Source organism: Streptomyces carpinensis (assembly GCF_002154505.1).
In the GTDB taxonomy this organism is placed as follows: Bacteria; Actinomycetota; Actinomycetes; order Streptomycetales; family Streptomycetaceae; genus Streptomyces; species Streptomyces carpinensis.
In genome coordinates, this window is the sequence record NZ_MUBM01000021.1 from 1 (window position 1) to 19,833 (window position 19,833).

At 71.6% G+C, this 19,833-nt stretch carries 19 protein-coding genes; 12 read left to right on the forward strand and 7 right to left on the reverse strand.

Annotation, left to right across the window (positions count from 1 at the left end; all coding sequences use genetic code 11):
* Both BZY54_RS04045 and BZY54_RS04050 read right to left on the reverse strand, forming a co-directional pair.
* Positions 1-467, reverse strand: a 467-nt coding sequence (locus BZY54_RS04045) for a hypothetical protein (protein ID WP_086723148.1), incomplete at its 3' end; no start/stop codon positions are given.
* 69 nt (positions 468-536) lie between these two features.
* The gene (locus tag BZY54_RS04050; RefSeq protein ID WP_086723149.1) at positions 537-1,883 is read right to left on the reverse strand and encodes a DUF2252 domain-containing protein; all 1,347 of its coding nucleotides are present in this window, start codon (positions 1,881-1,883) and stop codon (positions 537-539) included.
* A gap of 276 nt (positions 1,884-2,159) precedes the next feature.
* On the opposite strand from BZY54_RS04050, the gene dnaE reads away from it, so the two are divergent.
* Positions 2,160-5,699 (forward strand): DNA polymerase III subunit alpha, encoded by a 3,540-nt coding sequence (dnaE, locus tag BZY54_RS04055; RefSeq protein WP_086723150.1) that lies wholly within the window; start codon positions 2,160-2,162, stop codon positions 5,697-5,699.
* 161 nt (positions 5,700-5,860) lie between these two features.
* Here the strand turns inward: dnaE and BZY54_RS51540 are convergent, their stop codons facing one another.
* Positions 5,861-6,034, reverse strand: coding sequence for a hypothetical protein (locus tag BZY54_RS51540; RefSeq protein ID WP_167413942.1), 174 nt, complete (start codon positions 6,032-6,034; stop codon positions 5,861-5,863).
* Positions 6,035-6,284: 250 nt separating this feature from the next.
* Between BZY54_RS51540 and BZY54_RS04060 the strand changes: the two genes are divergently transcribed.
* The 4 genes from BZY54_RS04060 to BZY54_RS04075 all read left to right on the forward strand — a co-directional run bounded on the left by BZY54_RS04060 (position 6,285) and on the right by BZY54_RS04075 (position 10,396).
* The gene (locus tag BZY54_RS04060; protein WP_086723151.1) at positions 6,285-7,496 is read left to right on the forward strand and encodes an NYN domain-containing protein; all 1,212 of its coding nucleotides are present in this window, start codon (positions 6,285-6,287) and stop codon (positions 7,494-7,496) included.
* A gap of 195 nt (positions 7,497-7,691) precedes the next feature.
* Positions 7,692-8,666 (forward strand): ABC transporter ATP-binding protein, encoded by a 975-nt coding sequence (locus BZY54_RS04065; RefSeq protein WP_086723152.1) that lies wholly within the window; start codon positions 7,692-7,694, stop codon positions 8,664-8,666.
* A gap of 148 nt (positions 8,667-8,814) precedes the next feature.
* On the forward strand, positions 8,815-9,642 hold the full coding sequence (locus BZY54_RS04070) for an ABC transporter permease (protein WP_167413943.1): 828 nt from the start codon (positions 8,815-8,817) through the stop codon (positions 9,640-9,642).
* 34 nt (positions 9,643-9,676) lie between these two features.
* Entirely contained in the window at positions 9,677-10,396 is a 720-nt protein-coding gene (locus BZY54_RS04075; protein ID WP_086723154.1) for a hypothetical protein, read from the forward strand.
* Between the two features lie 52 nt (positions 10,397-10,448).
* On the opposite strand, the gene ybaK is transcribed toward BZY54_RS04075, so the two are convergent.
* The 4 genes from ybaK to BZY54_RS04095 form a co-directional block, all read right to left on the reverse strand.
* Positions 10,449-10,952, reverse strand: a complete 504-nt coding sequence (gene ybaK / locus BZY54_RS04080; protein WP_086723155.1) for a Cys-tRNA(Pro) deacylase — start codon at positions 10,950-10,952, stop codon at positions 10,449-10,451.
* Between the two features lie 15 nt (positions 10,953-10,967).
* Positions 10,968-11,708, reverse strand: coding sequence for an LON peptidase substrate-binding domain-containing protein (locus tag BZY54_RS04085; protein WP_086723156.1), 741 nt, complete (start codon positions 11,706-11,708; stop codon positions 10,968-10,970).
* Between the two features lie 45 nt (positions 11,709-11,753).
* Entirely contained in the window at positions 11,754-12,740 is a 987-nt protein-coding gene (locus BZY54_RS04090; RefSeq protein ID WP_425276259.1) for a hypothetical protein, read from the reverse strand.
* Positions 12,741-12,952: 212 nt separating this feature from the next.
* On the reverse strand, positions 12,953-14,530 hold the full coding sequence (locus BZY54_RS04095) for an oxidoreductase (protein WP_086723158.1): 1,578 nt from the start codon (positions 14,528-14,530) through the stop codon (positions 12,953-12,955).
* A gap of 229 nt (positions 14,531-14,759) precedes the next feature.
* On the opposite strand from BZY54_RS04095, the gene hisD reads away from it, so the two are divergent.
* The 7 genes from hisD to BZY54_RS04125 all read left to right on the forward strand — a co-directional run bounded on the left by hisD (position 14,760) and on the right by BZY54_RS04125 (position 19,822).
* Positions 14,760-16,085, forward strand: a complete 1,326-nt coding sequence (hisD, locus tag BZY54_RS04100) for a histidinol dehydrogenase (protein ID WP_086723159.1) — start codon at positions 14,760-14,762, stop codon at positions 16,083-16,085.
* A complete protein-coding gene (locus BZY54_RS04105; protein WP_086723160.1) occupies positions 16,082-17,197 on the forward strand; it encodes a histidinol-phosphate transaminase in 1,116 nt (371 codons plus the stop codon). Before hisD ends, BZY54_RS04105 begins: the two co-directional genes overlap by 4 nt.
* Positions 17,194-17,796 carry an imidazoleglycerol-phosphate dehydratase HisB gene (gene hisB / locus BZY54_RS04110; RefSeq protein WP_086723161.1) on the forward strand — a complete coding sequence of 201 codons (603 nt, stop codon included), beginning with the start codon at positions 17,194-17,196 and terminating at the stop codon, positions 17,794-17,796. The genes BZY54_RS04105 and hisB overlap by 4 nt, the downstream gene beginning before the upstream one ends.
* A gap of 97 nt (positions 17,797-17,893) precedes the next feature.
* Entirely contained in the window at positions 17,894-18,058 is a 165-nt protein-coding gene (locus tag BZY54_RS51545) for a hypothetical protein (protein ID WP_167413944.1), read from the forward strand.
* Positions 18,049-18,705: an imidazole glycerol phosphate synthase subunit HisH gene (gene hisH, locus BZY54_RS04115; protein ID WP_086723162.1), complete on the forward strand. Its 657-nt coding sequence runs from the start codon at positions 18,049-18,051 to the stop codon at positions 18,703-18,705. The genes BZY54_RS51545 and hisH overlap by 10 nt, the downstream gene beginning before the upstream one ends.
* A complete protein-coding gene (gene priA / locus BZY54_RS04120; RefSeq protein ID WP_086723163.1) occupies positions 18,705-19,433 on the forward strand; it encodes a bifunctional 1-(5-phosphoribosyl)-5-((5-phosphoribosylamino)methylideneamino)imidazole-4-carboxamide isomerase/phosphoribosylanthranilate isomerase PriA in 729 nt (242 codons plus the stop codon). Before hisH ends, priA begins: the two co-directional genes overlap by 1 nt.
* A complete protein-coding gene (locus BZY54_RS04125) occupies positions 19,430-19,822 on the forward strand; it encodes a RidA family protein (protein ID WP_086723164.1) in 393 nt (130 codons plus the stop codon). Before priA ends, BZY54_RS04125 begins: the two co-directional genes overlap by 4 nt.
* The last annotated feature ends 11 nt before the right edge of the window (positions 19,823-19,833 follow it).

The following is a 19,833-nucleotide window of genomic DNA, read 5'->3' on the forward strand; positions in this document are numbered from 1 at the left end:
GCCGCGAGGAGGCCGACGCCGACGTGCGCGGCGAGCAGCAGCCAGGCGGTCGCCGGGTCGGCGTGGGCCAGCAGGGCCGCGAGGCGGTCGGTGTCCGTGCCCGTCATGCGGGCCAGCGGTGTGCCGAGGGCCGTGCCGTTGCCGCACAGAACGTCCCAGCCGACCGAGCGCAGCGGCCCGGCGACCGGGCCGCCCGCGGGGCCGTAGCAGACGTGCTGGCCGGTGGTGAAGACGGTGTCGGCGGCCAGCTCCAGCGGGATCAGCAGGGCGGCGATCCGCCCGAAGCCGCGCTCGCGGCCGGCCAGGGCGTAGGCGAGCAGGAACACGGCGACCGCGACGGCGGCCACCGTGTTCAGCGGCAGCGGGACCCGGGACAGCAGCACGTGCGACGCGGTGCTGAGCGTCACGACCACGGCCGTGAACAGCGCCGCGCGTACGGCTCTGAGCTGGGTCCCGGATATGTCCATAGCGATTGAAGAGTGTGTCACGTGGGCCGGTAAGGGTCCCTTAAAGGATCCCTGTGTGCGGCCGTCTCGTCACAGACCCGGAATCCGTCCGTTGCGGAACAGGTCCAGGAAGATCTGGTGGTCACTGCGTGCGCGTGCGCCGTAGCCGTGCGCGAAGTCCACGAGCAGCGGTGCGAAGCCCTCCTCGTCGGCCGCGATCGCCGCGTCGATGGCCCGCTCGGTGGAGAACGGCACCAGGGACTCGCCCGACTGGTCGTCCGCCGCGTGCATGGTCGCCGTGGCCCGGCCGAGGTCGGCGACGACCTGCGCGATCTCCTCGGGGTCGTCGAGGTCGCCCCAGTCCAGGTCGACGGCGTACGGGGACACCTCGGCGACCAGCTGGCCCGAGCCGTCCAGCTCGGTCCAGCCCAGCCACGGGTCCGCGTGCGCCTGCAGGGCGCGCTGGGAGATCACCGTGCGGTGGCCCTCGTGCTCGAAGTAGTCGCGGATCGCCGCGTCCGTGATGTGCCGGGAGACGGCCGGGGTCTGGGCCTGCTTGATGTAGATCACGACATCGTTCTCCAGGGCGTCGCTGTGGCCCTCGAGGAGGATGTTGTACGACGGCAGGCCCGCCGAGCCGATGCCGATGCCGCGGCGGCCCACGACGTCCTTCACGCGGTAGGAGTCCGGGCGGGCCAGCGAGGTCTCCGGCAGCGTCTCCAGATAGCCGTCGAAGGCGGCGAGGACCTTGTAGCGGGTGGCCGCGTCCAGCTCGATGGAGCCGCCGTCGGGCGCGAAGCGGCGCTCGAAGTCACGGATCTCCGTCATGGAGTCCAGCAGCCCGAACCGGGTCAGCGAGCGGGCGTCACGCAGCGCGTCCAGGAGCGGCCCCTGCGCGGTGTCCAGGGTGAAGGGCGGCACCTCGTCGCTCTTGGCGCCGGTGGCCAGGGCGTGGACGCGCTCCCGGTAGGCGGCGGCGTAGACCGTCACCAGCTCGGTGATCTGGTCGTCGCTCAGCGCCTTGGCGTACCCCACCAGCGCGATGGACGCGGCGAAGCGCTTGAGGTCCCAGGTGAAGGGGCCGACGTAGGCCTCGTCGAAGTCGTTGACGTTGAAGACCAGACGGCCGTTCGAATCCATGTACGTGCCGAAGTTCTCCGCGTGCAGGTCGCCGTGGATCCACACCCGCGAGGTGCGCTCGTCCAGGTACGGCCCGCTGATGCCCCTCCCGCCGCCCCACCCGGCGTTCTCGGCGTCGAGGTCGTGGTAGAAGAGGCAGGCCGTGCCCCGGTAGAACGCGAAGGCCGAGGCCGCCATCTTCCGGAACTTCACGCGGAACGCGGCCGGGTCGGCGGCCAGGAGCTCGCCGAAGGCGGTGTCGAAGACGGCGAGGATCTCCTCGCCGCGCTGCTCGTCGCTGAGCTGGGGGACCGACATCGCTGGGTGCCTCCTGGTACAGGTGGTACGAGATGTGTGGACTGATCCTTCGCGGATCCTCCCTCACCCCAACGTCCGGTGGCGCGGTGGAGTGCCCGCGGATTCCGCTCGCACGAAGGTACGCGGCGCCGGCCTCCGAGTGTCAGTGCCGGGGCATAGACTTCGACGCTGTCCCCCAGACTGTCCGCACCCCGTCGCCGATTGCCCTCCCGTCGCCCGACCACCACCCCTCAACGAGGCGCTTCGCGCCACCGTATTGATTTTGGAGGCCGAACCGTGTCGAAGCCGCCGTTCACGCACCTGCACGTCCACACCCAGTACTCGCTGCTGGACGGTGCCGCGCGGCTGAAGGACATGTTCGACGCGTGCAACGAGATGGGCATGACGCACATCGCCATGTCCGACCACGGCAACCTCCACGGGGCGTACGACTTCTTCCACTCCGCGAAGAAGGCCGGAATCACCCCGATCATCGGCATCGAGGCGTATGTCGCCCCCGAGTCCCGGCGCAACAAGCGCAAGATCCTCTGGGGCCAGCCGCACCAGAAGCGGGACGACATCTCCGGTTCGGGCGGTTACACCCACAAGACGATGTGGGCCGTGAACAGGACCGGCCTGCACAACCTCTTCCGCCTCTCCTCCGACGCCTACGCCGAGGGCTGGCTGCAGAAGTGGCCCCGGATGGACAAGGAGACCATCTCGCAGTGGTCCGAGGGCATCGTCGCCTCCACCGGCTGCCCTTCCGGCGAGGTGCAGACCCGGCTGCGCCTCGGCCACTTCGACGAGGCCCTGAAGGCCGCCGCCGACTACCAGGACATCTTCGGCAAGGACCGCTACTTCCTGGAGCTGATGGACCACGGCATCGAGATCGAGCGCCGGGTCCGCGACGGACTGCTGGAGATCGGCAAGAAGCTCGGCATCCCGCCGCTGGTCACCAACGACTCGCACTACACCTACGCGCACGAGGCGGGCGCGCACGACGCGCTGCTGTGCATCCAGACCGGCAAGAACCTCTCCGACCCCGACCGCTTCAAGTTCGACGGCACCGGCTACTACCTGAAGTCCACGGACGAGATGTACGCCATCGACTCCTCGGACGCCTGGCAGGAGGGCTGCGCCAACACGCTCCTGGTGGCCGAGATGGTCGACACCACCGGCATGTTCGAGAAGCGCGACCTCATGCCGAAGTTCGACATCCCCGAGGGCTACACCGAGGTCACCTGGTTCCAGGAGGAGGTCCGCCGCGGCATGGAGCGCCGCTTCCCGGGCGGCATCCCCGAGGACCGCCAGAAGCAGGCCGAGTACGAGATGGACGTCATCATCCAGATGGGGTTCCCGGGCTACTTCCTCGTGGTCGCCGACTTCATCATGTGGGCCAAGAACAACGGCATCGCGGTGGGCCCGGGCCGTGGCTCCGCGGCCGGCTCGATCGTCGCCTACGCCATGGGCATCACCGACCTCGACCCGATCCCGCACGGCCTGATCTTCGAGCGCTTCCTCAACCCCGAGCGCATCTCCATGCCCGACGTCGACATCGACTTCGACGAGCGCAGGCGCGTCGAGGTGATCAGGTACGTGACCGAGAAGTACGGCGCCGACAAGGTCGCCATGATCGGCACCTACGGCACCATCAAGGCCAAGAACGCGATCAAGGACTCCGCGCGCGTACTCGGCTACCCGTACGCCATGGGCGACCGGATCACCAAGGCCATGCCCGCCGACGTCCTCGGCAAGGGCATCCCGCTGTCCGGCATCACCGACCCCGCGCACCCCCGCTACTCGGAGGCCGGCGAGGTGCGCGGGATGTACGAGAACGAGCCGGACGTGAAGAAGGTCATCGACACCGCCCGCGGTGTGGAGGGCCTGGTCCGGCAGATGGGCGTGCACGCGGCCGGCGTGATCATGTCCAGCGAGACCATCACCGAGCACGTCCCGGTCTGGGTGAGGCACACCGACGGCGTGACCATCACGCAGTGGGACTACCCGAGCTGCGAGTCGCTCGGCCTGCTGAAGATGGACTTCCTCGGCCTGCGCAACCTCACGATCATGGACGACGCCGTGAAGATGGTGAAGTCCAACAAGGGGATCGACATCGATCTCCTCAGCCTCCCGCTGGACGACCCCACGACCTTCGACCTCCTCCAGCGCGGCGACACCCTCGGCGTCTTCCAGTTCGACGGCGGCCCCATGCGCTCCCTGCTGCGCCTGATGAAGCCCGACAACTTCGAGGACATCTCCGCCGTGTCGGCCCTGTACCGGCCGGGCCCGATGGGCATGAACTCCCACACCAACTACGCGCTGCGCAAGAACGGCCAGCAGGAGATCACGCCGATCCACCCCGAGCTGGAGGAGCCGCTCAAGGAGGTCCTGGACGTCACCTACGGCCTGATCGTCTACCAGGAGCAGGTGCAGAAGGCCGCCCAGATCATCGCCGGCTACTCGCTCGGCGAGGCCGACATCCTCCGCCGCGTCATGGGCAAGAAGAAGCCCGAGGAACTGGCGAAGAACTTCACCATCTTCCAGGCCGGCGCCCGCAAGAACGGCTACAGCGACGAGGCCATCCAGGCCCTGTGGGACGTGCTGGTCCCGTTCGCCGGCTACGCCTTCAACAAGGCCCACTCGGCCGCGTACGGCCTGGTGTCGTACTGGACCGCCTACCTGAAGGCCAACCACCCCGCCGAGTACATGGCCGCCCTGCTGACCTCCGTCAAGGACGACAAGGACAAGTCGGCGATCTACCTCAACGAGTGCCGCCGCATGGGCATCCGGGTGCTCCCGCCGAACGTCAACGAGTCCGAGTCGAACTTCGCCGCCCAGGGCGACGACGTGATCCTCTTCGGCCTCTCCGCCGTGCGCAACGTCGGCACCAACGTCGTCGAGTCGATCATCAAGTGCCGCAAGGCCAAGGGGAAGTACGCATCCTTCCCCGACTACCTCGACAAGGTCGAGGCCGTGGTCTGCAACAAGCGCACCACGGAGTCGCTGATCAAGGCCGGCGCCTTCGACACCATGGGGCACACCCGCAAGGGCCTCACCGCGCAGTACGAGCCGATGATCGACAACGTGGTCTCGGTCAAGCGCAAGGAGGCCGAGGGCCAGTTCGACCTCTTCGGCGGGATGGGCGAGGAGACCAGCAGCGAGCCCGGCTTCGGACTCGACGTGGAGTTCTCCCCCGACGAGTGGGACAAGACCTACCTGCTCGCCCAGGAGCGGGAGATGCTCGGCCTGTACGTCTCCGACCACCCGCTGTTCGGCCTGGAGCACGTGCTCGCCGACAAGGCCGACGCCGGCATCTCGCAGCTCACCGGCGGCGAGCACGCCGACGGCGCGGTCGTCACCATCGGCGGCATCATCTCCGGTCTGCAGCGCAAGATGACCAAGCAGGGCAACGCCTGGGCGATCGCCACCGTCGAGGACCTGGCCGGCTCCATCGAGTGCATGTTCTTCCCGGCGACCTATCAGCTGGTCTCCACCCAACTCGTCGAGGACGCCGTCGTCTTCGTCAAGGGCCGCCTCGACAAGCGCGAGGACGTGCCGCGCCTGGTCGCGATGGAGCTGATGGTCCCCGACCTGTCCAACGCGGGCGCCAACGCGCCGGTGGTCCTCACCATCCCCGCCCTCAAGGTCACGCCGCCGATGGTCAGCCGCCTCGGCGAGATCCTCAGCCACCACAAGGGCGACAGCGAGGTGCGGATCAAGCTCCAGGGCCCGCGCAAGACGACGGTGCTGCGCCTGGACCGGCACCGGGTGAAGCCCGACCCCGCCCTCTTCGGCGACCTGAAGGTCCTGCTCGGCCCGTCCTGTCTGGCCGGCTGAGGTGTGACAAACGGCGGTCACTGATGCCTGAGTGAGCAAAGGGGCTGCAGCGCCCCGGAGGCGGACCGAGCCACAAAAACGAGGGGCGTGCCCGTGCGCATCGGGCGCGCCCCTCTTCGCTACCAGGTTCAGGGCTCAGTCAACGGCCCGTGCACCGGGCCTCAGTTGTGGCCGAAGCGCTTCTGACGCCCCTTGCGGGACATGTCCGTCGGATTGACCTGCGGGGCGTGGTGCTCGGGCTGCGACTCCGTCACGGAGTGCTCCGTCTCCCGCGGGCCGTTCGCGGCCACGGACGCCTTCTGTCGGCTGCGGTCCTGCTTACGGTTCTTGGCCATGGTGATCAGCCTCCTGTGGGGGATCTAGGGGCCAGGGCCGGGACCAGATTCACATACGCCGACAATGAACGCATGTCGGATAATTACCGTATGTAACAAGGCTCATCGGACCACGAGCCCTCGAAACGCCACGCCGAAGATCGAGTTCGGGCCGTTAACCCCGGCGAGGTCGGGCAGACTCGAACCAAGCCCGAAGCAAACCCCGAACCATCAAGCCCGAAGCAACCTCCCCGGAAAGAGGGTGGATCGCGTGGACCGCTGCATCGTCCTGGTGGACGCCGGGTATCTGCTGGGGGCCGCCGCGAGCCTCCTGGCCGGGGAGCCGTCGCGGTCCCGGATCACCGTCGACCACACCGCGCTCATCCACGGTCTGCGCGAACAGGCCGAGTCCGACACCGAGCGCCCCCTGCTGCGCATCTACTGGTTCGACGGCGCGCCCGACCGCGTCCCGCAGCCCGAACACCGCAGACTCCGTGTGATGCCCCGGGTCACCGTCCGGCTCGGCGCCCTGACCCGCAGCGACGGACGCTGGGCGCAGAAGGGCGTGGACGCCGCCATGCACGCCGAACTGACCGAGCTGGCCCGCAACCGCGCCTGTTCCGACGTCGTACTCGTCACCGGCGACGGCGACCTGCTGCCCGGCATGATGGCCGCCAAGGAGCACGGCGTGGCCGTCCATCTGTGGGCCGTGCAGGCCGCCGACGGCGACTACAACCAGTCCGAGGACCTGGTCGCCGAGGCCGACGAGCGGCGCGTGCTGGACCGTACGTGGATCACCAAGGCGGTGCGGGCCAAGGAACTCGGCGGCATCTGCGCGCCGCCGCCCGCGCCCCGCCCCGAGATCGCCGCGATCCTGTCCGCGCCGCCCGAGTCCTCCCTCTCCGCGACCGCCGAGCGCCCCGCCGAGGAGCGCCCGCACCCGGCCGCCGCGGCAGCCCGGGGCGGGGTCGAGGAGCGGATGCCCGCCAAGGGCGTCCCCACCCCCAAGGACCTCGCCGCCCTGCGTGCCCCCGGCGCCCACGCCGCCCAGCACCCCACCACCGCGACCCTGCGCTGGTCCTCCGACAAGGGCTGGGTCGACCGCCCCGGCGTCGCCGCCGAGCCCCCCGAGGCCGCCTCCATGCCGACCCTCGCCCAGCTGACCACGGCCGAGCAGCGGTGGGCGGACCGGGAGGAGGACATCACGACCGTCGGGGGCGACCCGTACGAGGTCGGGCAGGTCTTCGCCCGGCGCTGGGTGGAGCGGCTGGGCGACCCCACCCAGTTGCAGAGGTTGTCGTCGATGTACCCGCGCGTCCCGCACCGCATCGACGGCGAGCTGCTGCGCTACGCCGTCCGGTTCGGGCTGCTCGCGCACAAGGACGACCAGATCGACGAGCACGACCGGTACGCCATCCGGGCCGGCTTCTGGCGGGAGATCGACGTGCGCACGGGCGCCGAGCACTCCCCGGCGGGCGACTGAGCCCCGAACGAGGGCGGACGAGGCCGCGAGGGCGGACGGGGTCCGGACAGGGGCGGATGCGGTTGGCCGTCCCGACGGGCGGCCGGGAAGAGCCGGGAGAGGTCGCCCCAAGGACGAGTAAAGCCCACGGACCCCGTACTCTCGTCCTTTGTGAGTACGCGCGCGGGACAGGCACTTCGACACGGAGACGACGTCGTGTGCGCGGTGCGCGGACTGACCAAGACCTACCCGGCGGCCCGCGGCCGGCGCGGCGCTCCCGCCACGCCCGAGGTACGGGCCACCGACGACGTCGAGCTCGACGTCCGGCGCGGCGAGATCTTCGGGCTGCTCGGCCCGAACGGCGCCGGCAAGTCCACCCTCGTCAGGCAGCTCACCGGGCTGATGCGACCCGACCGCGGCACCGTCGAGATCCTCGGCCACGACATCGTGGCGCACCCCGAGCGGGCCGCGCGGATCCTCGCCTATCTCGGGCAGGAGTCCAGCGCCCTCGACGAGCTGACCGTCTCGCTGGCCGCCGAGACCACCGGACGGCTGCGCGGCCTGGACGTCCGGCGGGCGCGGGCCGAGCGGGACGCCGTCCTCGACGAGCTGGGCCTCGCGCCGATCGCCGACCGCCCGCTGAAGAAGCTCTCCGGCGGCCAGCGGCGGCTCGCCTGCTTCGCCGCCGCGCTGGTCGGCGATCGACCCCTGCTCGTCCTGGACGAGCCGACCACCGGCATGGACCCCGTGGCCCGGCGAGCGGTGTGGTCCGCCGTGGACCGGCGGCGCGCCGAGCGCGGCACCACGGTCCTGCTGGTCACCCACAACGTCATCGAGGCCGAGACCGTCCTCGACCGGGTCGCCGTCCTCGACCGGGGCCGGGTCATCGCCTGCGACACCCCGGCCGGCCTCAAGGAGCGCGTCTCCGGTGAGGTGCGGGTCGAGCTGGTGTGGCGGGAGAGGGCGCCGCTGGAGGTGGCGGAGATCGCCGCGCTGCGGGAACGGGCGGTGGAGTCCGGGCGCCGCTGGACGCTGCGGCTCGCCCCCGAGGAGGCCCGAGCCGCCGTCGCCACCGTCACCGGCGGTGCCGCCTTCGCCGCCCTGGACGACTTCACCCTCGCCACGCCCAGCCTGGAGGATGTGTACCTGGCGCTGGGCGGCGCGGCCCGGCAGGGACTGGTGAAGGCGTGAACGGCGCGTGGAGCGGCCCCGGCGGGCACGACGGAGGCGGTGACGCTGTGGGCGTACGGGCCGCAGACGGTGAGTGGGTGAGCGTGCGGACCGGCGTGTCCGTACGGTCCGTGGGGCAGTACGCCGTAGCGAAGAGGAGCAGTTCGACGTGAGTGTCGTACCCGCCGACGTGCTGGCCGGCGCGACGGCCGTGCAGGAACGCGGCGCCGGTCGGACGGCGGCCGCCGAGCTCGGGCCGCGGGCACGGCTGTGGCCGTCCCTCGCGGCCGTGTACCGGGCGCAGCTGTCCCGGGCGCGGGTGGCGCGGATCCCGCTGCTGTTCGTGGCGACCTTCCAGTCCGTCGGCATCATGATCATGATGCGGGGCGTGGTCGGCGGCGGCGGCGAGGCCCGGTCCGTGGTGGCCGGCGCGTCGATCGTCGTCGTCGCCTACGTCGCCCTGAACCTGCTCGCCCAGTACTTCGGCCAGCTGCGGGCCAGCGGCGGGCTCGACCACTACGCGACGCTGCCGGTGCCGCCGGCGGCCGTGGTGCTGGGCGCGGCGGCCGCGTACGCGTCCTTCACGGTGCCGGGGACCCTGGTCACCGCGGTCTTCGGCTGCGTGCTGTTCGGGCTGCCGCTGGGCAACCTGTGGGTGCTGGTGGCGGTGATCCCGCTCGCCGGCGCCGCGCTCTCCGGGCTGGGCGCCGCCTGCGGACTGCTCGCCCCACGGCCGGAACATGCGACCCTGCTCGGTCAGTTGGGCATGTCGGCGGCCCTGCTGCTGGGCGTGCTGCCGCCCGACCACATGCCGGGAGTGGTACGGCTCGCCCGCGATCTGCTGCCGTCGACGTACGGCGTGGAGGCCTACGCGCGCACCTTCGCCCCCCGGCCCGACTGGGCGTTCGTGGGCATCGACATGGCGGTGTGCGCCGGGGTCGGGGTGGTCTCGCTGGCCGTGGCCACCTGGGCGTACCGCCGGGCCGCCGTCCGATGACGCGGCTGACAGACTCACCTGGCACGATGACAGGGTGACCTCACCGTTGACTCCACCACCACCGCCGCATCGGCGGCCTTCGCAGGCCTCCCGGCCCGGCGAGGCCGCGCAGCCCCAGCAGCCCCCTCAGCCGGTGCCGGGCGCGCAGCCCGCGCACGGGCAGGCCTGGCAGATGCCGGCCGCAGGGGCAGGAGCGACGGGAACCGCGTACGGACAGGACGGCCCCGGGATGAAGACCGAAGTCCGGGAGGCCTCCGTGATCACGGTGGCCGTGGCGCTCGGCGGCGTGCTGCTGGGCCTGCTGTGGCTGTGGCTGGCACCGCGGGTGCCGCTGGTCGGGGACGTCACCGGGAACAGCTGGGTGGTCTATCTCAAGGACTCCGAGGGCGAGCAGGCGATCGGCGTGGACGGAACGTTCACGCTGCTGGCCCTGGCCTTCGGGGTGCTCAGCGCGGTGGCCGTGTTCCTGCTGCGGCGGCGCGGGGGAGTGCCGCTGGTGGTGGCGCTGGGTGTCGGCGGGCTGCTCGGGTCGCTGCTGGCGTGGCGCCTCGGGGTGTGGCTCGGACCCCAGCAGGACGTGATCGCGCACGCCAAGGCCGTGGGCAAGGGGGCGACGTTCTCGGCGCCGCTGAAGCTGGGGGCCAAGGGGGCGCTGCTCGCGTGGCCGGTGGCGGCGCTCGTGGTGCATCTCGGCATCACGGCACTGTTCGGGCCGCGGGATCCGGAGCCGTACGGGGAGTCTCCGGCGGCCTGAGGCCGTACCTCCCGGGTGTCGGGCACCGGGGGAGAGGCACGCCGGCCCGCGGTTACGAGGCCCGTCCGATCGGGGCCAGGACCGCCTCCGTCAGCTTCGCCAGGTCCTCCGGGGCCAGCTCGACCTCCAGGCCCCTGCGGCCCGCCGAGACGCAGATCGTGCGGTGGTTCGTGGCGGAGGCGTCGAGGACCGTGGGCAGCTTCTTGCGCTGGCCCAGGGGACTGATGCCGCCGCGCACGTAGCCCGTGGTGCGTTCGGCGAGCGCCGGGTCCGCCATCGCCGCGCGCTTGCCGCCCACCGCCGACGCCAGGGCCTTCAGGTCCAGGGAGCCCGCGACCGGGACCACGGCCACCGTCAGCGAGCCGTCGACGTCCGCGACCAGCGTCTTGAACACCCGCTCCGGCGAGACGCCCATCGCCTCGGCCGCCTCCTCGCCGTAGGAGGGGTGGGAGGGGTCGTGGTCGTAGGAGTGGACGGTGTGGTCGACGCCCGCCGCGGTCAGGGCCACCGTCGCGGGGGTTCCCCCGTACTGCTGCTTCTTCGTCTTCTTCGCCATCCCGCCCTGCTCTCCTCAGTTGAAGCTCGTCGGCGCGCGTGTCAGGTCCTGCGCCGGCAACGACGGCAGACTACGGATGATCGCCGTCTCCGAGCGAAGCAGTTTCAGCTCGTCACGCAGGCGCGAGGAGGTGTCGGGCGCCTGGAGCAGGCGCTGCTTGGTCGGCGTGTCCAGCACCATCGCCGCCGCCACCAGGTACGACACCACACTCGGTTCGTCCGGCAGCTCGGCGCCCGTGGACAGGGACCGCTCCCGCGCGCCCGCCAGCCGTTTCTGGTACTGCCGGAAGGACCGCAGCACCCCCTGGGCCAGAGCGCCCGCCTCGTCGCCGGGCTCCTCGGTCAGCTCCTGGAGCTCCGCGGTGAGGAACGGCCCGGAGGAGTCCACCGACAGCAGCCGCACCCGGGTCGTGCCGGTCGCCAGCACCTCGAAGGTGCCGTCGGCCCGCTCCCGTATGGTCGCGGCGTCGGCCACGCAGCCCACGCCGTGGAACGCCCTGGCCGGGTCGGGGCCGAACCCGGCCGCGGGGCCGCGTTCGGGCCGGGCCGTCGGATCGGGCATGCCGGGGGCGCTCGGTGCCACCTCGTGGCCGTCGCGGATCGCCACGACGGCGAACCGGCGCGGTTCGTCCTCGGGCGTCTTCAGCAGGGCGCGCATCATGGCGCGATAGCGCTCCTCGAAGATGTTCAACGGGAGCACCAGCCCCGGGAACAGCACCGAGTTCAGCGGAAAGAGCGGGAGCCGGACGGTCGTCACGGCGCAAAAGCCTAATGGTCGCGCGGACCGGCACGTCCGCCGCGCTCACTTTCGGGGGCGAGGGGACCGCTGTGCGAGCGGTGCCGCGTGCACGTCGGCGCGCAGCTTGAGGAACAGGCCCAGCGGGTCGTCCGACACCCGGTCCCAGGGGAAGGACGTGGCGAACGGGCCGATGAGGCGCAGCTGGACACGGGCGTCCTCCCGGCGGTCGAGCCGGATCAGGACGTACGTCAGCAGGTTGCGGATCTCCGCCGGCCAGGGCGTGGCCGTGGGGAACCGGACGGAGAGCGCGATGGCCCGGTCCGCCGCCGCGTCCAGCCGCTCGCGCGGCACCTCGGGCCCGCAGCCGTCGGTCAGGTAGGAGAAGGCGGCCCGCACGGGCAGGGCCTGCACCAGCGAGTCGGCGGGGGCGTCCTGGGCGGCCCGGTCGGCGAAGTCGAAGCACTCGTGGTGGGAGCCGTGCCAGGAGGCGGCCAGATACCGCAGGGCCGCCACGTGGCAGCCGTAGTGGTGCGGGGCGCGGCGGACCGCGGCCTCCCACAGCTCCTCGAAGTAGGTGTGCCCGGCGCGGCTGCCGCGCGCGTGGTCCAGCGCGACCCGCCACGGCACCGGGTCCCGGTCGTCGGCGCGGGCGGCGGCCGTGATCAGCGGGCTTACCTCGCGCAGCAGCTCGGTCCGGCCCGGCGAGGGCCAGGCGCGGTCCACGGCGAGCTGGGCCGCGACCAGCAGCGCGTCCGGGTCGTGCGGGGCGGCGGCGCGCCAGGCGTCCAGCCACTGTGCGCGGGAGCGCGCGAACGCGGCCAGCCGCAGCGCGTACCGGTCGCGGTCCTCCCACCGGGCCCCCTGCCGGGTGGCGGCGAGCAGCTCGGCGGCGGGCCCGTAGGTGCCCTGGGCGGCCGCGACCAGCGCCGGGCCCAGCCGTTCGTCGGGCGCGTCGAGCAGCACCTCGTCGTCGGCGGGGAGTCCGGCGAGGGTATGGGGGGCGGTTCTTGCCATCCGGGTGGGGCGGATGAAGGGGGGCAGCAGAGCCATGGTGCGGACCATTGAAAGTCCGCAGGTCGGGGGAGCGCCAGAGGGTGCGGGCACGCCGGGGAAAGTTGTACGCCGCCCGGTCAAGGTCGAGTAAAAAGATGAGACTTCAACAATGTCTCTCCCGGCGTCCGTGGCCACATCGGCCGCTCGGGACCCGCTGAACACGCCTGCCTCCGCCGCGGTGGCCGGGTGAGCTCCGCCGCGCGGCCGGGTCAGCTGCGCCGCAGCAGCCGGGTGGCGCCCGCCGCCACCGTCGTGGCCAGGGTCCATCCCAGCAGGACCAGCACCGCCGCCAGCCACTGCCAGCCGCCGGTCAGCTGCCACTGGCCGGCCTGGCCCAGGTCGACGACCGGCAGCAGCAGGTCCAGGGCGAACAGCGCGGGGTTCCACTGCGGGTGCTGACCGGGGGTGACCGGGGGATGGGCGGCGTGCGCGAAGGCGAGCGAGCCGGCCGCCCACAGCACCGCCATCCACACCGCGGCCCGGCCCGGCCGGTACCCGTAGGCCACGGCGCCGTCCTGGACGTACCCCCAGAGCTTGCCCGCCGGCGGCAGGGTCTCGCGGCGGCGGCGCTGCTTGGCGAGGAGCACCTCGCGCGCGTCCTCGTCCTCACCGGCCTCGCGCAGCACCGCGGCCAGTCGCTCGTACGGCTCCGGGTTGTACTCGGCGGTCGCCGCCGCCACCCAGTTCAGGCGCTCGACGAGCGGGAACGGGCCGCGCGGCACCAGGTTCTCGTAGACGAAGCCGCCCATGTGCAGACCTCCCGGACCGGGCCAGCTGGTCGCCCGGTCGACGAGGGTGACGATCCGCGCGCCGGACAGCAGCACCTGGCCCCGCCGTGGCCGTTCCCCGAGGAAGCGCAGTTCGGGGGCCTGCATCCGGCGCAGCGACAGCACCTGCTCGTCGGTGAAGGAGAACCGGGCGCGGTCCAGGTCGACCGCGTCGCCGAACCGCCCGTCGTCCAGCCGCACCCCGCCCTGGCACTCGAAGTTCTCGATCCGCGTCCCGCGCGCCGGGGTCACCCCGCTCAGCAGGGTGCTGCCGACCCCGGCGGGCGTGAGGTACAGCGTGCGTTCCACGGTCAGCTGCGGGGCGTTCAGCGCCCACGGCGTGTACGGGCTGGCGAGCTTCGCACCGCGCAGGCTCAGTGACACGCCGATCTTGGCGCCGCGCAGGCTCACCTCGCCGTGCGACCGGAGCAGCTCCGCCTGGAGGTCCTGGCCCACCGTCATCCCGTCCGCGGCGATCGACCGGCCGGTGCGGTCCCGGTGCACGATCGCCTGGTTGAGCAGCAGGTCCGTGCCGATGTGCGCGTCGGTGAGCCGTATCCCGCCCAGGAAACGGCAGCGGGGCAGGTGCAGGTCGCCCTCCGTGTGCACCCGGGCCGCCTCCAGCCGGGGCACCGAGCAGTCCACCAGCCGCACGGTCGTGAAGTGCGCCTCCGGCAGCCGGACCTCCTGCTCGAACCGGCAGCCCTTCAGCTCCACGTACGGCACCACCGTGCCCCCGGCCAGGTCCACGGTCCCCGCTATCCGCAGCCCGGTCAGCTTCAGTGACGACACCCGCCCGGCGAGCGCGGGCGGCCCGTCCAGCAGCAGCCAGCACACGACCCGCGCCCGGACCGTCCGCTCGGGCCCCCACGGACGCCCGCCGTGCGGATCGTCCACCGCCGTGTCCCCGCTGCGCAGGTCGTACACGCTGCCGTTGCGGAAGGCCTGCCACATCCCGGCCTCGACGTCGGTCAGGTCGTCCGGCAGGTCCCCGGCGCGGCCGCCGGTCCCCTCGGTCACGGATCTTCCCTTCTTCCCCAGCTACTCGTGGGTCAGGTCGTTTGTACAACCGGTGATGCCCGTTGCGTGACGGTCTGAACGCGCAAGGTGAAGAGAGTCCTCCGCCGTGACGGCGGACGGCCGGAACGCGGCGGCCGCAAGGTTCCGTATCGGCCATTGACGCGACGTTCTGTATCAGCCATTGATACAGGCGGACGGGGCTCGTGTGCGGTCTGAGAGAATTGGAACCGTGATCTCCCGAATCGATCTGCGCGGCGACGCCCTTCCCGAGGGCCCCGCCCTGCGCGACCTGCTGCCCCGAGCCGACTTCGACGTCGCGGCCGCCCTGGAGAGGGTGCGTCCGATCTGCGAGGCCGTGCATCATCGTGGCGACGCGGCGCTGATCGACTTCGCCGAGAAGTTCGACGGAGTGCGCCTGGAATCGGTACGGGTTCCGGTCCAGGCCCTCAAGGACGCGCTGGAGCAGCTGGACCCGGCCGTGCGCGCCGCCCTGGAGGAGTCCATCCGCCGCGCCCGCCTCGTCCACCGCGAGCAGCGCCGCGCCACGCACACCACCCAGGTCGTGCCCGGCGGAACGGTGACCGAGAAGTGGGTGCCGGTGGAGCGCGTCGGGCTGTACGCGCCCGGCGGCCGGTCGGTCTACCCCTCCTCTGTGGTCATGAACGTCGTGCCCGCCCAGGAAGCCGGTGTCGAGTCCATCGCGCTCGCCTCCCCGGCCCAGGCCGAGTTCGGCGGCCTGCCGCACCCGACGATCCTGGCCGCCTGCGCCCTGCTGGGCGTCGACGAGGTGTACGCCGCCGGCGGCGCGACCGCCGTCGCGATGTTCGCCCACGGCACCGAGTCCTGCCCGCCCGCGAACATGGTCACCGGCCCGGGCAACATCTGGGTCGCCGCCGCCAAGCGCTACTTCACGGGCAAGATCGGCATCGACGCCGAGGCCGGCCCGACCGAGATCGCGATCCTCGCCGACTCCACGGCCGACCCGGTGCACGTCGCCTCCGACCTGATCAGCCAGGCCGAGCACGACCCGCTGGCCGCCGCCGTCCTCGTCACCGACTCCGTCGACCTCGCGGACGCGGTGGAGAAGGAGCTGGAGCCCCAGGTCGCGGCCACCAAGCACATCGAGGACCGGATCCGTCCGGCCCTGTCCGGCAAGCAGTCCGCGATCGTCCTGGTCGACGGCATCGACGAGGGCCTGCGCGTGGTCGACGCCTACGGCGCGGAGCACCTGGAGATCCAGACGGCCGATGCCGCGGCGGTCGCCGACCGCGTCCGCAACGCCGGTGCGATCTTCATCGGCCCGTGGGCGCCGGTCTCCCTCGGCGACTACGCGGCCGGCTCCAACCACGTGCTGCCCACCGGCGGCTGCGCCTGCCACTCCTCCGGCCTGTCCGTCCAGTCCTTCCTGCGCGGCATCCACGTCGTCGACTACACGAAGGACGCCCTGGCCGAGGTCGCCCACCATGTGGTGACGCTGGCGGAGGCGGAGGACCTGCCGGCGCACGGCGCGGCGGTCAAGGCCAGGTTCGGGTGGAAGGTACCGACGAGCAAGTGAGCTTCGGAATCGACGATCTTCCCGTACGGGACGAGCTGCGCGGCAAGTCCCCCTACGGCGCGCCCCAGCTGGACGTCCCCGTACGGCTGAACACGAACGAGAACCCCTACCCGCTGCCGGAGCCGCTCGTCGAGCGGATCGCCGAGCGGGTACGCGAGGCGGCCCGCGGCCTGAACCGCTACCCGGACCGGGACGCGGTCGAGCTGCGCACCGAACTCGCCAAGTACCTGACGAAGACCGGCGGCCACCGGGTCGGCGTGGAGAACGTCTGGGCGGCCAACGGCTCCAACGAGGTCATCCAGCAACTGCTGCAGGCCTTCGGCGGGCCGGGCCGCACCGCGATCGGCTTCGAGCCGTCGTACTCGATGCACGCGCTCATCGCGCGCGGCACGGGCACCGGCTGGATCTCCGGTCCGCGGGGCGAGGACTTCACGATCGACCTCCCCGCCGCCCGGCGGGCGATCGCGGAGCACAAGCCGGACGTGGTCTTCATCACCACCCCCAACAACCCCACCGGCAACGCGGTCGCGCCCGAGACGGTCCTCGCCCTGTACGAGGCCGCACAGGCGGCCAAGCCGTCCATGGTGATCGTCGACGAGGCGTACATCGAGTTCAGCCACGGCGCCTCGCTGCTGCCGCTGCTGGCGGGCCGGCCGTACCTCGTCGTCTCGCGCACCATGTCGAAGGCGTTCGGCGCCGCCGGCCTGCGCCTGGGCTACCTCGCCGCGCACCCGGCGGTCGTGGACGCCGTCCAGCTGGTGCGGCTGCCGTACCACCTGTCGGCGATCACCCAGGTCACCGCGCTGGCCGCCCTCGAGCACACCGACACGCTGCTGAAGTACGTCGAGCAGCTCAAGTGCGAGCGGGACCGGCTGGTGGCCGAGTTGCGGGCGATCGGCTACGCGGTCACCGAGTCGGACGCGAACTTCATACAGTTCGGACGGTTCACGGACGCCCAGGCGGCCTGGCGGCAGATCCTCGACCGGGGCGTCCTCGTCCGCGACAACGGCGTGCCGGGATGGCTGAGGGTCACCGCCGGCACCCCGGCCGAGAACGACGCGTTCCTCGATGCGGTACGCGATCTCAAGAAGGAACAGGAGCAGAGCGGATGACTCGCGAGGGACGCCTTGGAAGGGTCGAGCGCACCACCAAGGAGACCTCCGTCCTGGTCGAGATCGACCTCGACGGCACCGGGAAGACCGACATCGCCACCGGTGTCGGCTTCTACGACCACATGCTCGACCAGCTCGGCAGGCACGGTCTGTTCGACCTGACCGTGAAGACCGACGGCGACCTGCACATCGACTCCCACCACACCATCGAGGACACCGCCCTCGCGCTCGGTGCCGCCTTCAGGCAGGCGCTCGGCGACAAGGTGGGCATCTACCGCTTCGGCAACTGCACGGTCCCGCTGGACGAGTCCCTCGCCCAGGTCACCGTCGACCTCTCCGGCCGCCCCTACCTCGTGCACACCGAGCCCGAGAACATGGCGCCGATGATCGGCGAGTACGACACGACCATGACCCGGCACATCCTGGAGTCCTTCGTCGCCCAGGCGCAGGTCGCGCTGCACGTGCACGTGCCCTACGGACGCAACGCCCACCACATCGTTGAGTGCCAGTTCAAGGCACTGGCACGGGCACTGCGCTACGCCAGCGAGCGGGACCCGCGCGCGGCGGGCATCCTCCCCTCGACGAAGGGCGCGCTGTGAGCGACGCGCGCGCGGCCGCCGGGCCGCAGACGACGATGGCAGCACCTCTGCGCCGCGCGGGCGGAGAAGCGAACGAAGAATTGAACGGAGAAGCGCTGTGACCGGGCTGTCGACCCTGCTGATCGTCGTCGGCCTCTTCCTGGTCGGCGGCATCGTCTCCTTCGTCAAGCAGCAGATGCCGAGGAGCCTGATCGTGCTGCTGTCCATCGGCGCGGCGATGTGCCTCGTCGCGGGCGTGATGCGGCTGGAGGTGTGGAATTGAGCAGCCCCGCCAAGGCCAAGAAGGTCGTCGTCTTCGACTACGGCTTCGGCAACGTCCGCTCCGCCGAGCGCGCCCTGGCCCGTACCGGTGCCGAGGTCGAGATCACCCGGGACTTCGACACGGCGATGAACGCCGACGGTCTGCTGGTGCCGGGCGTGGGCGCCTTCGCCGCCTGCATGCGCGGCCTGAAGGAGGCCCGCGGCGACTGGATCATCGACCGCCGGCTGTCCGGCGGGCGCCCGGTCATGGGCATCTGCGTCGGCATGCAGATCCTCTTCGCGCGCGGCATCGAGCACGGCGTGGAGGCCGAGGGCCTGGACGAGTGGCCGGGCACGGTCGCGCCCCTGGAGGCCGACGTGGTGCCGCACATGGGCTGGAACACCGTCGACGCCCCGGCCGACTCGGAGCTGTTCGCCGGCGTGGGCGGCGACGCCCGCTTCTACTTCGTGCACTCCTACGCCGTGCACGACTGGCAGCTTCAGGCGCACCACCCGGCGATGCACGCCCCCAAGGTCACCTGGGCCACGCACGGCAAGCCCTTCGTGGCGGCCGTGGAGAACGGCGCCCTGTGGGCCACCCAGTTCCACCCCGAGAAGTCCGGCGACGCCGGAGCGCAGCTGCTGAACAACTGGATCGGAACCCTGTGATGGCTTCGAAGCTCGAACTCCTCCCCGCCGTCGACGTCCGTGACGGCCAGGCCGTCCGTCTCGTGCACGGCGAGTCCGGGACCGAGACCTCCTACGGCTCCCCGCTGGAGGCCGCGCTGGCCTGGCAGCGCTCGGGCGCCGAGTGGCTGCACCTGGTGGACCTGGACGCCGCGTTCGGTACCGGCGACAACCGGAAGCTGATCGCCGAGGTCGCCAAGGCGATGGACATCAAGGTGGAGCTGTCCGGCGGCATCCGCGACGACGACACCCTCGCCGCCGCCCTGGCCACCGGCTGCACCCGGGTCAACCTCGGCACGGCCGCCCTGGAGTCCCCCGAGTGGGTCGCCAAGGTCATCGCCGAGCACGGCGACAAGATCGCGGTCGGTCTCGACGTACGCGGCACGACCCTGCGCGGCCGCGGCTGGACCCGCGACGGCGGCGACCTGTACGAGACGCTGGAGCGCCTGAACAAGGAGGGCTGCGCCCGCTACGTCGTCACCGACATCGCCAAGGACGGCACGCTTCAGGGCCCCAATCTGGAGCTGCTGAAGAACGTCTGCGCGGCCACCGACCGCCCGGTGGTGGCCTCCGGAGGCGTCTCGTCCCTCGACGACCTGCGGGCCATCGCCGACCTCGTCGCGCTCGGTGTCGAGGGGGCCATCGTCGGGAAGGCCCTGTACGCGGAGGCGTTCACTCTGGAAGAGGCCCTGGAGGCAGTGTCGTCATGACGTCCGATGCCGTACGGCGGGTGCAGAGCGGAGTTCCCTGGGAAGAGACGTTCGGCTTCGCACGCGCCGTGGCGGCGGGCGACCGGGTCCTGGTGGCGGGCACGACCGCCTTCCGGGGCGACGTCCTGTACGGCGAGGGCGACCCGTACGAGCAGGCCAAGGTGGCCTTCAGCAGCGCGATCGAGGCGATCGGCGAGTTCGGGCTCGGCGTGGGCTCCGTGATCCGCACGCGGATGTACCTGAGCCACGCGCGGGACGTGGACGACGTGGGCCGGGCCCACAAGGAGCTGTTCGACGCGGTGCGCCCGGCGGCGACCCTGCTGGTCGTGGAGGGCTTCGTCGACCCGCGCGTGCTGGTGTCGGTGGAGCTGGAAGCCTACAGAGGCTAGAAGATTTCCCA

Bases quoted from the DNA above. Each gene is read 5' to 3' on its own strand.
- BZY54_RS04050 (WP_086723149.1), bottom strand. From the start codon at position 1,883: ATGTCGGTCCCCCAGCTCAGCGACGAGCAGCGCGGCGAGGAGATCCTC.
- BZY54_RS51540 (WP_167413942.1), bottom strand. From the start codon at position 6,034: ATGGCCAAGAACCGTAAGCAGGACCGCAGCCGACAGAAGGCGTCCGTG.
- ybaK (WP_086723155.1), bottom strand. From the start codon at position 10,952: ATGGCGAAGAAGACGAAGAAGCAGCAGTACGGGGGAACCCCCGCGACG.
- BZY54_RS04090 (WP_425276259.1), bottom strand. From the start codon at position 12,740: ATGGCTCTGCTGCCCCCCTTCATCCGCCCCACCCGGATGGCAAGAACC.
- hisB (WP_086723161.1), top strand. From the start codon at position 17,194: ATGACTCGCGAGGGACGCCTTGGAAGGGTCGAGCGCACCACCAAGGAG.
- priA (WP_086723163.1), top strand. From the start codon at position 18,705: ATGGCTTCGAAGCTCGAACTCCTCCCCGCCGTCGACGTCCGTGACGGC.
- BZY54_RS04125 (WP_086723164.1), top strand. From the start codon at position 19,430: ATGACGTCCGATGCCGTACGGCGGGTGCAGAGCGGAGTTCCCTGGGAA.